We start from the raw sequence: 12,784 nt of genomic DNA, 5'->3' as shown, positions 1-12,784 counted from the left end.
ATCTACTATTAATACAAATGAATTTTCTTCTCTACAAGTCTGTCACCTTCATACTGCAATTTTACAGAAAAAAAGCGTTTTTCTCCTGAAAGGAGCAGATCAAGAAATACCTGATCCCCCTCCCATGCCGGAAGATTCGGCACCATGGCTTTGTCAACCCAGCAAAGTTCTCCCTCATCACATTCAATCAGTTCTCCTGCATATTCATCGGCCGTGAACACACACATAAGTTCTGATTCGCATTCACTGTTTATAAATGTCACCAGGCCACGGAACTTATAGGAGGTAAGTGTCAGCCCTGTTTCCTCTTTCACCTCACGAACAAGGCATTCTTCCGGAGTTTCCTGACTTTCCACATGCCCGCCAACGCCGATCCATTTGCCCTCATTCATATCATCCTGTTTTTTTACTCTGTGAAGCATCAGGAATTTATCATCGTTTTCTATATAACATAATGTCGTTGTCGTCATTTGATCCCTTCTTTCAGTTCCATCATCCTGCCACTGCCAGTGTGATATAAACCAGGATTGAAACCACACAATACAGAGAATTTGTTGTGGATGCATAAGCACTGCTCTCTTTCTTTCTCAGAAAAGTCTGCATACTGAATGTAGCAGGCGAGGACATATATGTAATAACCGCCAGGTTCAGAAGCCTGGAACCTCCTACCAAATATTTTACTGCCATGAGAACTCCCGCAATCATCACTGCCTGCAAAAGGACTCTCAGCAATATGGTTTTGAGGCAGGGGCTGATAAGTTCCGGCGCAAGTTCCATACTGTACCCAACTACAATAAGAATAATCGGCGTAATGGCCGTTGTCAGAATATTCTCCACACTGAGATAACAATTGCCAAAAGGACTGTCCAGAAGCTGGGTGATCATTCGTGTCAGTCCCGCAATAATTCCAAGAACCGTTCCTATAAAAGCAGGGGTTCGCAATGCACTGTAAAACAGGCTTTTTGCATTGATCTTTTCCCCGTTTTCCGTCTGTCCCAGCATTCCCATATACACACTGAATCCAAAAAGAAGTCCCGCAATATCCAGCACTGCAATCTGTGAAAGATTTTCGCTGCCACAAAGACTTGTATACAACGGATAAGCCATCATTCCACCTTCATAGATACAGACCAGAAACGGAAGATATTTCTTATATGGCTCGTCCATAAATCTTTTCATCCAGAATCCTGCCCCAAATGAAATCAAGAGCATCACAAACATGATCAGAACCAGAATTCCGATCTTTCCACTGTACTCTGCTGTTGCCAGTGCATGAAAAATTGCCACAGGAAGCATAATATTTGTTACCAGTGTTTTCATGTTATTGACACCACTCTGATCTAAAAGTTTCCATTTTCTGCACAGGATTCCAAGAATGATCATCGCCAGTACAGGCAAAACAATCTCCAAAACTTCCATCCCTCTGTCTTCCTCTCCATTGTCTTTAATCTTTTGTTTTTATCTGTTTCTGTGCATCTGCAAAATCTCCATCATCACTTCATATACCGCCATATTCTCTCTCACCACCAGAGCCAGGCTCTCTTTCGCCTGATTCAAAAGATGAAAAAGTTTTCGTACACTGGAATATTTTTCCGCAGAGCACCTGGATCTTAAATATCCTTTTTCGTCGTAATAATACTGTTCATCCAGCAATACAACGATCTTCTCCGCATCTCTCACTGCCTGGATACCAAGCTGTCCAGAACCCTCTGGCATCCGCTGCTGATATCCCTGTCCCGCAAAATCATTCAGAAAATTTTCCACCTCGCGGTCATTATTGGCATACACCACTGCAATATGCGGATACCATCTGGGGCTTCTTTTTTCCGGCAGGTGCATCATGTTCTGGATAAAAGAGGAAAGTTCCGCATTGGTACGGATCCGGTTTGTCAGATGGAATTTCTGGATCTCCGGCAGATTTCCCAGGCTTTCCACAATGCTACGATCCATCTCTTCCGGTGAGATCACATCCTCGGAATCACTGGAAAAGATCACCGGCCTGTGCTCACTCCATGTAAGCAGAACCGATAATTTTTCCAGGGACAGAAGATGTGCTTCATCTACCAGAATGCTGCTGTAACAGCCAAGATCCGTCGTTCCGTCCAGCTGAGTATCTGCCAGAAAATCTATCCGCCGCAGACGTTCATGAAGAATCTTCCATTCTTTTCCCGCCTCTCCACAGTGAATGATACAGACTCTCTGGCGCACGGACAACTTCATCGCAATATCATAAAGCAACAATGTTTTTCCGGTTCCTGGAAGTCCGCTGAACCAGAAATATCCTCCTCTTTCTCCACGTATTCTCTTCAGAATCTGCCGTTCAATATCTCTCTGCTGGGAAGTAAGGAAATACTCTTTTTTGAGAAAACGCTCCGGTTCTGTCAGCGGAGAGATCAGATAAAGCTCTGCCTGAAACAGATCCTCGATATCTCCCTCATAGTCCGGGCTTTCTTTCCCCAATGCAATACATAGCTGTTTCCAGTCCCCCTCCACAATGTGATCGTGATTGGTCAGTCTCACCAGACGATCTTCACTGCTGATATAGGTATAAGACAGGATCGATTTCCCAAAAACAGACAGATAATACCGGTTCTGAATCAGCTGTCTTCGAATGGCCTCATCCGATACACTGCCGCTTTTCAGTTCAATATTTACGATCTGATCATCCTTGATCTGAAGGAGATCAAACTCCTTTCCAAGCTTCGGGATCTGGAACGAATAAAAAAGCCGGAGCTTATATACCTCTTCCATATGCAGTTCCAGCTGCTTCACCAGTGCTTTCATACTTTCCAGTTCCCACTCTTTGATCCTGAGAAAAAAATCTCTGCCGGAAAGCTGGCGTTCCAGCTTCTGGACACATTCCATATTTTGATTTCTTGTAAGTGCATAGATCGATATTGCCTTCATATTTTAACCCTTACCTGCTGTTTATTTCTTTATCCGCAGTGTCCTGAGATGATTCTTCTGTTCCTGTGTGATCCGGTAGCTTTCAATGGATTTCTGGATCGTCTTGTTATGAGTCCAGATATCCATTCTCTGCTCTTCCAAGAATGGAAGGATCTTCTCATACTGTTTTGCCAGTGCTGTAGCAAAATACCAGGCTCGCATCATATTTACATAATATTCTTCCGAGCGGATCGCTGCCACTTTCTCCGGATATTCCGGTTTAAATCCTTCGTCCAGATAATGGCGCATCAGCATACTGATCCCGAACCGGATGATATACGGCTTATCCGACTCCATCCAGCGATAAATCTCCCGGATAAATATATCACGGTGTTTTTTCATCATATGGAGCGCCAGCAGATCACAGGTCGCCCAGTTATCAATATACGGAAGAAAACGCTCCAGTTCTTTCAGACATTTATCATAATCTCTGATCTGCTCGATCAGCAGGCCATGGAGATTATTTTCCTCATAATACTGATGAGGAAGAACCTTCAGGAACATTTCGGATCTTTCTGTTTTTCCAAATTCTTTTGCAAATTTCCGGAGTATCGGTGTCCGGATACCGATGATCTTTTCTTTCTCCACAGTCGGAACCAGCCTTGCATGAAAATCCCGATATCCTGTATCCTGCATTTCAAACAGTCTTTTCCGGACATCCCGGATCATCTCTTCCTGATTCATTTATCATCCCCGCCTTTTATACCAAAGATCGCGATCAGAGAACTCACTAGCAGAAGCATGGGGTAAAACAGTTTCGGCATGATCTGAAAAGCAGAAAGCTCAAATCCCAGTTCCTTTGCCGCAGAAATGGCAACCAGCATCTGGGCTCCATATGGGATCACCCCCTGGAAAATACAGGAAAATGTATCCAGGATAGAAGCTGTCTTTCTGGAAGTGATCTTATATTCCAGCGCCATTTCCTTTGCAATGGGGTTGGCCATAACAATAGCTACCGTATTATTGGCTGTTGCGATATCCATGGCTCCAACCAGAAGTCCCATACCAAGAAGTCCGCCTTTTTTCCCTTTAAAAACTCTCTGTATTCCGGAAAGCAGCGCTTCAAAGCCTCCATGCTCCCGGATCAGCGCACACATGGCTGCTACAAGGATAGCCACCATACAGGTCTCGAACATTCCGGAAACACCGGATCCGATATTGGTCAGAAGCTCCACCGGTGTGATATGTCCTCCAAGAAGCATGATAAATGCGCCGGAGATAATTCCAATCAGAAGTACCACAAATACATTGATGCCGATGATCCCGCCGATCAGCACCAGAACATATGGAAAGATCTGTATAAGATGATAATCCTGTACCACTCTTCCCTGGATCTCTGTCTGAAAAGACAGGATAAGGATCAGGAGCAGTGTAACAACAGCTGCCGGAAATGCGATCCAGAAATTTTCCCGGAATTTATCTTTCATCTGACAGCCCTGACCGTTGCAGGCTGCGATCGTGGTATCAGAAATAAAAGAAAGGTTGTCACCAAACATGGCTCCTCCCATCACCGATGCCACACAAAATGCCATATCAAAACCGGAAGCTTTGGAAACCGCTACCGCAATAGGGGTAAGAAGCGTGATCGTCCCAACGGAAGTTCCCATAGCCACAGATACGAAGCAGGCAACTACAAACAATACCGCAACAGAAAAACGTGCCGGTATCAGAGAAAGCATACAGTAGGCCACACTTTCTGCACTGCTGCGCCCCACAACACCCACAAAAGAGCCTGCGGTCAGAAAGATCAGAAGCATGGTGATGATATTTTTATCTCCTACTCCTTTTGCCATAAGCTCCAGCTTTCTGTCAAAGCTGATCGTTCTGTTCTGAACACATGCCACCAGGATCGCAGACAGAAAAGCCACAACGATCGGTACATTATAAAATCCCATAGGGATCTTCATCACATACTCAAACAAAATTCCCAGTCCCAGATACAGAACCAGAAAAACACCGATAGGCAACAGTGCAATCACATTTCCTTTTTTCTTCATTTCCTCCATAAAACAATTCCCTTCATCACTTATTATATTCCCGGTTTTTTTCTCCGGGTGATCTGTTTTCTATCATATCATATTTCCCCATTCCTGTCCTGCTGCTGACGGAAACTTCTTCATATTTCCGTCACGATCCTGTTATCTCTGATATTTTTTACCTTATTTAACAAGATTTTCACCAATTAAATCGTTCCTTCCGTTGAAATCCAGAGCTTTTTTCAGTATAATTGGCTGTAGACAATTGTGAAAAAGATATCCGAAGGATTTATGGTGATATCTCTGATCACAGTCATTAAAGGAGGAATATGATTATGGCAACATGGAAAAATCTGGACACTCTTGCTTCTTACAGCAAACTTAACAGTCTGAAAGATCACGTGAACATTGCAGAGGCAATGTCTGGCGAGCAGGGTGCAGAACGTGTAAAGAAGTACAGCGTACCGATGGCAGCAGGTCTGGCTTACAATTACGCAGCTAAGGAAGTGGACGAGACCGTTCTTGACGCACTTTCCAAACTGGCTGATGAGGCAGAACTGATCGAAAAATTCCAGGAATTATATAACGGCGCAGTGATCAACACAGGCGAGAAACGTATGGTCCTTCATCATCTTGCACGTACACAGCTTGGCGAGCCTGTTGTTGTTGACGGTGTGGACAAGCGAGAATTCTATGTAGCTCAGCAGAAGAAAGCTGCAGATTTTGCAAACAAAGTACATGCAGGTGAGATCACAAATGAAGCCGGTGAGAAATTCACTACGGTTGTACAGATCGGTATCGGCGGAAGTGACCTGGGACCGCGTGCATTATATATCGCACTTGAGAACTGGGCAAAGGCAAACAACACCTTCAAGATGGAAGCAAAATTCATCAGCAACGTTGACCCGGATGATGCAGCTGCTGTTCTTGCATCTGTAGATCTTGCTCATTCTCTTTTCATCGTTGTATCCAAATCCGGTACAACACTTGAAACTCTGACAAATGAGGCATTCGTAAAAGACGCCCTTACAAAAGCGGGCCTGAACCCATCCAGACATATGCTTGCTGTAACCAGTGAGACCTCTCCTCTTGCAAAGAGTGATGAGTACCTTACCGCTATTTTCATGGACGACTATATCGGCGGACGTTACTCTTCCGTTTCCGGCGTAGGCGGAGCGATCCTTTCCCTTGCATTCGGACCGGAAGTATTCGCAGACATCCTTGACGGAGCTGCCGAGGAGGATAAGCTTGCAACAAATAAGAACATTCTTGAGAACCCGGATATGCTGGATGCCCTGATCGGCGTTTATGAGAGAAATGTACAGGGATATCCTTCTACTGCAGTTTTACCATACTCACAGGCATTAAGTCGCTTCCCTGCTCATCTTCAGCAGTGTGATATGGAGTCTAACGGTAAATCTGTAAACCGCTTTGGTGAGCCGGTGGATTATGTGACCGGACCGGTGATCTTTGGTGAGCCAGGAACCAACGGACAGCACTCCTTCTACCAGCTTCTGCATCAGGGAACCAATATTGTTCCGCTTCAGTTCATCGGCTTTAAGAAGAGCCAGCTTGGTGTTGATGTTGATATCGAGAACAGCACAAGCCAGCAGAAGCTCTGTGCAAACGTTGCAGCACAGATCGTTGCTTTTGCATGTGGAAAAGAAGATGAGAACCTGAACAAAAACTTCAAGGGCGGACGTCCTTCCAGTATCATTGTTGGTGAGGAACTTACACCGAAGTCTCTGGGTGCGCTTCTTGCACACTTTGAGAACAAGATCATGTTCCAGGGCTTTGTATGGAACCTGAACAGCTTTGACCAGGAGGGTGTACAGCTTGGTAAGGTTCTTGCAAAACGTGTTCTCGCTCATGATACAGACGGATCACTGAAAGTTTACAGTGATCTTCTTGATATCTGATAAACAGATAGATACCGTCCCGGAAAATGTTTTTTCGGGACGGTTTTTCTGTATATGTGACCTTAACCGGGAAAGGAAATCTTAAATATGCAGCAGATAAAAATGATCGGTCTTGATCTGGACGGAACTCTTCTGAATACAAAAAAAGAACTCACAGAAAATACCAGGCGCGTTCTCAGGGAAGCTATTGATGCAGGTATCCTTGTTCTGATGGCTACCGGCCGGCCATATACCGGCATTCCCGCGGAACTGAGAAATTTTCCGGGAATTCACTATGCTCTCACCTCCAACGGAGCCAGAGTCCTTGATACAGACCATAATAAACTTCTTATCGAGCAGCTTCTTCCCATGGAAAGTGCAAAAAAGCTCTCCGTATCTTTGAAAAATATGATACTTTAAGTGAGATCTATTTTGACGGCCAGGGATATGCAGACGCTGCCAAGCTTGATAATGTAGGAAAATACCATCACGACCCTAATATGTGGAATTATGTCCGTACTACCCGTATCGCGGTTCCGGACATCCAGGATGTCATTACAAAAGAAAACAGAAGCATGGATAAAGTCCAGGCGCTTTTTGCAGACATGGAGGAACGTGCCGCCGCCTGGAAGGAATTAAGTGAACTTAAGGAGCTGGAGCTTGTAGGCTCCTTAAGCTACAATATTGAGATCAACGCCGCCGGTGTCAACAAAGGAACCGCTCTTGTTGCTCTTGGCGAAATGCTGGGAATCCCAAGGGAATCCATTATGGCATGCGGAGACGGTGACAACGATGTCCATCTTCTCCGGGAAGTCGGTTTTGGCGTAGCCATGGCCAATGCACAGCCCCAGGTAAAAGAAGCAGCCGATTATATTACTGCTTCCAATGACGAAGACGGTGTAGCACGCGCCATTGAAAAGTTTGCGCTGCACCGATGAGATATTCTATTATGTATGCCCAAAAGGAACCGACAGTTTTTACGCTGTCGGTTCCTTTTTTAGAATGGGATTGAATAGCGGTACATTCACATTCGATCAATATTCATAGTTTCCTGCCGGCTGTTTGATCCTGGTAAGAAGATCATGCCAGGACTGATCCCAGATATACCATTTTCCGGTTTTGGAGTGCTTATATGTACAGATCCATCTGGAACTGTCGCTGCCTGCAAAATCAGTAAATGATCTGTAAATCGCAGGAGTGGTCTGGGTCGGTTCAAAATACGGGATATCTTCACTGATGGAATTTCCCTTACCCGGAAGTGTGTCCTGTCTTAACGTAATGGAAATCGGTTTAGACGGAGTATAATTGTTGGCCGGAGTTGCTCCGTTCAGGTAAGAATTGCCAAGATATTTATATCCGTTATCCGCTTTCATACGATCCCTCAAAAAGTTTTTGTAATACTGAGTCATCTCTTTATTATTGAGATAAGAAATCATCTCCTCGCAGTCCGTCGGATTGGTCGGTGTCCAGGTACGATATGCAAGGATCAGCAGAGCCATGGTCTTATAGCGTCCGTCTGCCGTTGTGATATCATACTGTTTCAGTTCCTCTGCATTGGTCGGGATCGTGGTAAAGGTGTAAGTATAGGTATTTATCGTTACATTAATGACTTCCTTCTGTCCTTTATCATTGGTGATCTCTTTTTTTGCAGATTTAGTTCCTTTTGTAAGAACCGGCTCCACCTGTTTCTTTACTGTCTGTGTCACGTGGACAGTACAGCTGCCTCGCCAGGTACTCTTATCCCGGACCTGGATCTTTGTTGTTCCCACATTCACTGCCGTTACCTTGCCTTTACTGTCTACAGTTGCAACAGATGTATCATCACTGGTCCATACAAGAATCTCTTTATAATTCTTTACCTGAAGCTGTCTCACATCACCTTTATTCATATTTAAGGTGGTGTCACTTAAAGATGGTTTCGGCACCGGTGTAGGTGTCGGCTTCGGTTTCTGCGCTGCTTTTACTGTAACCTTACAGTTGAATTTCTTCGTATTTGCCTTCGCTGTGATCACTGCTGTTCCTTTTTTCACTGCGGTGATCTTTCCTTTGGAATCCACACGTGCGATCTTCGGATTGGAAGAAGAATATTTCACCTTCACAGTTGTTCCTGTCAATTTAATGGCACTGGATTTCTTTTCTGTTAATGTCAGCGATGTCCTGCTGAGCTTCGGTGTTTCTACCTTTACAACACATTTATACGTTTTTTTGCTTACCTTTGCATAGATCGTTGCGGAACCTTTATTTTTGGCAACCACCTGACCTTTGCTGTTTACGGTCGCAACACTCTTTTTGGAAGATCTCCAGGCAACCTTCTGCCTGGTTCCGGTAACCTTAAGTGTTGTCTTCTCACCTTTTAAAAGAGTTACTTTTGTTCTGTTCAGTTTTGGTGCGGCGCTGACCGTCACACTTCCAAATGCCATCGTAAAAATAAGGCTGATCAGCAGCACAAAACACAATAGATTTTTTCTCTTTTTCATTCTGATTTCCCCCTTTCCGGTAAAACGTATATTTACGTCATATATTGCTTTAATCACATTTTAGAGGAAATCCCTTATAAAAACACTAGCACTTATGATAGTATCCTTGTAAATATGATCGTTTATATTCTTTCATCGCCCATACCGGGGCTTATTGTCAGGAAACAAAAATAAAACAGGACTGATTTTTGATACAGATACTTGAAATCGAAAGTTTCATCTGTTTAAAAATCAGTCCTGTTATATAAAAAATATCATGGTTGATCCGTAATAGCAGGCAGATCAAGACATTCGCTATCTGCTCATAATGATACAGTCACGTAACATCGCCAGTGCATGCGCTGTAGTCTGCTCGCGGATCCGCATGCGATTTCCTGTAAAGTGGAACTCTTTGGCAATAGCCTTGCCCTTATAGCAGCAGCCCATAAATACAGTACCAACTGGAGTTTCCTTTGTTCCGCCTCCCGGTCCTGCCAGACCCGTCACGGAAATACTGATGTCTGCTCCGGATGCTTTGCAGGCGCCCTTTGCCATTTCTCTGGCACATTTGGCGGAAACTGCCCCCTGCTCCTTCAGAGTACGCTTCTTCACTCCCAGACATTTATGCTTGGCCTTGTTACTGTAAGTCACAAAGCCATAGCCAAACACCTCAGACGCACCGGATACATTGACAATGCGCTGGGCGATCATACCGCCGGTAAGCGATTCCGCCAGGGAAAGCTTCAGATCTTTCTCTTTCAGAAGATCGATCACTGCTTCCTCCAGTGTCTTGCTCTCATCTGTAGCGAAAACATTCTCTCCAAAACGCTTCTTTAGCTCCTTGACAACCGGTTTGATCAGCTTTCTGCAGGCCTTTTCATTCTCTGCGCTTGCTGTCACACGAAGATGCACTTCACCGGTTTTTGCATAAGGTGCAATGGTAGGATTGGTCTGGCTTTCGATCAGATCCTGGATTTCCTCTGCTACCTGACTCTCACCGATCCCGCTAATCTTTACCATCTGGGACACAATGATCTCCGGCTGGTTTTTCTGCAGATATGGGACCACGTACTCCTCGAACATGGGCTTCAGCTCATTGGGAGGTCCAGGAAGAAGGATCGCGGTTTTTCCTTTTTTCTCAAGGATCAGTCCCGGAGCAGTTCCGTTATGATTGTCAAGAACAATGGCTCCCTCAGGAACCATGGCCTGTTTATAGTTGTTCTTCGTGATACGTCTCTGAGGATTGTTTTTCTCATATTCCTTCAGATATTTATCGATCAGTTTCCTTGAGTGGGAATCTTCCTTAAGAGACATTCCCATCAGATCCGCAGTTACTTCCTTGGTGATATCATCCTCTGTTGGTCCAAGACCTCCGGTGAGGATCACAACATCGGAACGATCCAGTGCAGTACGGATCACGTCACGCATACGGCCTTCATTATCACCTACTACATCCTGATAGTAAACACTTAACCCAAGCAGGGCGCATTTTTCAGAAAGATAGGCGCTGTTGGTATTTACGATATTTCCTAGAAGGATCTCGGTTCCTACGGATATCAGTTCTGTGATCATGAAAAGAAACTCCTTTCGTATACTCTGATCCCTACTCCTGCATGGAAAGGACCTTTCTGTTCTGCATGATATAAGTCAGCAGGGAGATAATGGTCAGTGCAACGGACAGCCAGATAAATATCTGTGTCAGCACTGCAAAAACACCTCCGAAATCCAGCATCAGAAGTATGATCATGATCATCTGGGAAACGGTTTTGAATTTTCCCCAGTAGTTTGCGGCAATGACAATTCCGTTCTCCGCTGCGATCAGACGGAAACCGCTGATGATAAATTCCCGTCCGATGATAATGATCACAACCCATGCCGGAAGCTTGTCAACCTCGATCATGCAGATCATGGCAGAGCATACCAGAAGCTTGTCTGCCAGCGGATCCATAAATTTTCCAAAATTGGTTATCAGGTTATATTTTCTGGCAAGATGACCGTCAAACCAGTCTGTCACACTTGCTGCGACAAAAATCGCAAGACAGATCCAGCGGTTTGCTTCTCCTCCCCAGCCTGTCAGTAAGAAAACTACAAGAAATGGTACAAGTATCATTCTTGCAACTGTAAGTTTATTCGGTGTATTCATCGCTCAGCACTCCTATCAAATCATACTCAAGCGCACCTGTCACACGTACCTTTGCAAAATCACCTGTCATAAGCAGTTCGCCTGTCTGAACGAAAATGTATCCGTCAACCTTCGGTGCATCCCCGTAGGTACGTCCGATATAGGCACTTTCATCTGCAACTTTTCCTTCGATCATAACAAGAAGTTCCTGTCCGATACGGTCCTGGCCTCTGTCATAAGAAATCTCCTGCTGAAGCTCCATCAGCTCGTCTCTGCGTTCTTCCTTCACTTCTTCCGGAACCTGGTCTGCCATCTCTGCTGCCGGGGTATTCTCCTCCGGAGAGTAAGTGAAGACACCGAGACGGTCAAATTCCATCTCATCTACGAACTCCTTCAGTTCTTCATGGTCTTCCTCCGTCTCACCCGGAAATCCGGTGATCAGAGTTGTACGCAGTACGATATCCGGAATCTCCTTACGGAGCTTTCCGACAATATCGATCAGTTCCTGTTTGGAAGTACGGCGGCCCATTCTTTTAAGAATTCGGTCCGATGCGTGCTGGATCGGAATATCCAGATAATGACAGATCTTCTTCTCATCACGAATGGTTTCGATCAGTTCATCGTAAATCTCCTCCGGATAACAATAAAGGATGCGAATCCAACGGATACCTCTGATCTCACAGAGCTTCTTTAAAAGAATGTGAAGAGATTTTTTGCCGTAAAGATCCTTTCCGTAAACGGTGGTCTCCTGTGCTACCAGGATCAGCTCTTTCACTCCCTGTTCAGCCATATCCTCTGCCTGGGCAATGAGGCGCTCCATTGGGACGCTTCGAAATTTACCTCTGAGCTTCGGGATAATGCAGTAGGTACAGTGCTTGTCGCAGCCTTCTGCGATCTTCAGGTAGCCGAAATGTCCACCTGTTGTAAGGACACGTTTGCTTCCTGTATCCGGCAGATAATCAATATCACGGAATTCTTCGAAATGATTTCCGGCTACTGCTTCCTCCAGAGCCTTTACGATGTCGCCGTAGGATGTGGTTCCAAGAACAGCATCGACCTCCGGAACCTCCTCAATGATCTCTTTCTGGTATCGCTGTGCCATACAGCCGGTAACGATCAGTGCATGGCAGCTTCCTGTTTTTTTGTATTCTGCCATTTCAAGAATGGTTTCCACACTCTCTTCCTTGGCATCCTTGATAAAACAGCAGGTATTGATCACGATTGCATCTGCCTGTGTTTCATCGTCTGTGATCTCATGACCTCCGGATGTAAGAAGTCCCAGCATTTCCTCAGAATCCGCTAGGTTCTTGTCACAGCCAAGAGAGATGAATAATATTTTCATAAAATTACTCCGCTTCTGTCTGAGCTGCTTCTACAGTCTCAGTG

10 protein-coding genes and 1 pseudogene are annotated in these 12,784 nt (G+C 44.9%); 2 read left to right on the top strand and 9 right to left on the bottom strand.

The genetic code is table 11. The annotated features are described in order from the left end of the window. Nucleotides 1-8: 8 nt before the first annotated feature. The 5 genes from LI091_RS00685 to LI091_RS00665 are packed head-to-tail and all read right to left on the bottom strand — an operon-like array spanning nucleotide 9 to nucleotide 4,943. Nucleotides 9-470 (bottom strand): NUDIX hydrolase, encoded by a 462-nt coding sequence (locus tag LI091_RS00685; protein WP_021652616.1) that lies wholly within the window; start codon nucleotides 468-470, stop codon nucleotides 9-11. Between the two features lie 22 nt (nucleotides 471-492). Continuing rightward, nucleotides 493-1,419: an AEC family transporter gene (locus LI091_RS00680; protein ID WP_195656573.1), complete on the bottom strand. Its 927-nt coding sequence runs from the start codon at nucleotides 1,417-1,419 to the stop codon at nucleotides 493-495. Nucleotides 1,420-1,458: 39 nt separating this feature from the next. Continuing rightward, on the bottom strand, nucleotides 1,459-2,907 hold the full coding sequence (locus tag LI091_RS00675; protein ID WP_173760480.1) for an ATP-binding protein: 1,449 nt from the start codon (nucleotides 2,905-2,907) through the stop codon (nucleotides 1,459-1,461). Nucleotides 2,908-2,928: 21 nt separating this feature from the next. Next, entirely contained in the window at nucleotides 2,929-3,630 is a 702-nt protein-coding gene (locus tag LI091_RS00670) for a DNA alkylation repair protein (RefSeq protein WP_022427257.1), read from the bottom strand. Then, nucleotides 3,627-4,943 carry a Na+/H+ antiporter NhaC family protein gene (locus tag LI091_RS00665; protein ID WP_331463595.1) on the bottom strand — a complete coding sequence of 439 codons (1,317 nt, stop codon included), beginning with the start codon at nucleotides 4,941-4,943 and terminating at the stop codon, nucleotides 3,627-3,629. Before LI091_RS00665 ends, LI091_RS00670 begins: the two co-directional genes overlap by 4 nt. A 314-nt stretch (nucleotides 4,944-5,257) precedes the next feature. Here LI091_RS00665 and LI091_RS00660 point away from each other — a divergent pair, with 314 nt between their 5' ends. After that, nucleotides 5,258-6,841, top strand: a complete 1,584-nt coding sequence (locus LI091_RS00660; RefSeq protein WP_265190671.1) for a glucose-6-phosphate isomerase — start codon at nucleotides 5,258-5,260, stop codon at nucleotides 6,839-6,841. A gap of 87 nt (nucleotides 6,842-6,928) precedes the next feature. Continuing rightward, nucleotides 6,929-7,758: pseudogene (locus tag LI091_RS00655) on the top strand (Cof-type HAD-IIB family hydrolase). Between the two features lie 96 nt (nucleotides 7,759-7,854). Here LI091_RS00655 and LI091_RS00650 read toward each other — a convergent pair. The 4 genes from LI091_RS00650 to rimO form a co-directional block, all read right to left on the bottom strand. Beyond that, nucleotides 7,855-9,297 carry a DUF6935 domain-containing protein gene (locus LI091_RS00650; RefSeq protein WP_110104110.1) on the bottom strand — a complete coding sequence of 481 codons (1,443 nt, stop codon included), beginning with the start codon at nucleotides 9,295-9,297 and terminating at the stop codon, nucleotides 7,855-7,857. Between the two features lie 294 nt (nucleotides 9,298-9,591). Further along, the gene (locus tag LI091_RS00645) at nucleotides 9,592-10,848 is read right to left on the bottom strand and encodes a competence/damage-inducible protein A (RefSeq protein ID WP_110104111.1); all 1,257 of its coding nucleotides are present in this window, start codon (nucleotides 10,846-10,848) and stop codon (nucleotides 9,592-9,594) included. A gap of 31 nt (nucleotides 10,849-10,879) precedes the next feature. Next, nucleotides 10,880-11,419, bottom strand: a complete 540-nt coding sequence (gene pgsA / locus LI091_RS00640; RefSeq protein ID WP_015525184.1) for a CDP-diacylglycerol--glycerol-3-phosphate 3-phosphatidyltransferase — start codon at nucleotides 11,417-11,419, stop codon at nucleotides 10,880-10,882. Further along, on the bottom strand, nucleotides 11,403-12,740 hold the full coding sequence (gene rimO / locus LI091_RS00635; RefSeq protein WP_265190670.1) for a 30S ribosomal protein S12 methylthiotransferase RimO: 1,338 nt from the start codon (nucleotides 12,738-12,740) through the stop codon (nucleotides 11,403-11,405). The genes pgsA and rimO overlap by 17 nt, the downstream gene beginning before the upstream one ends. Between the last annotated feature and the right edge of the window lie 44 nt (nucleotides 12,741-12,784).

This window comes from Blautia sp. MSK20_18, assembly GCF_020553125.1.
GTDB classification, from domain to species: Bacteria; Bacillota; Clostridia; order Lachnospirales; family Lachnospiraceae; genus Blautia_A; species Blautia_A fusiformis.
This window is presented reverse-complemented; position numbering and strand designations above follow the sequence as displayed.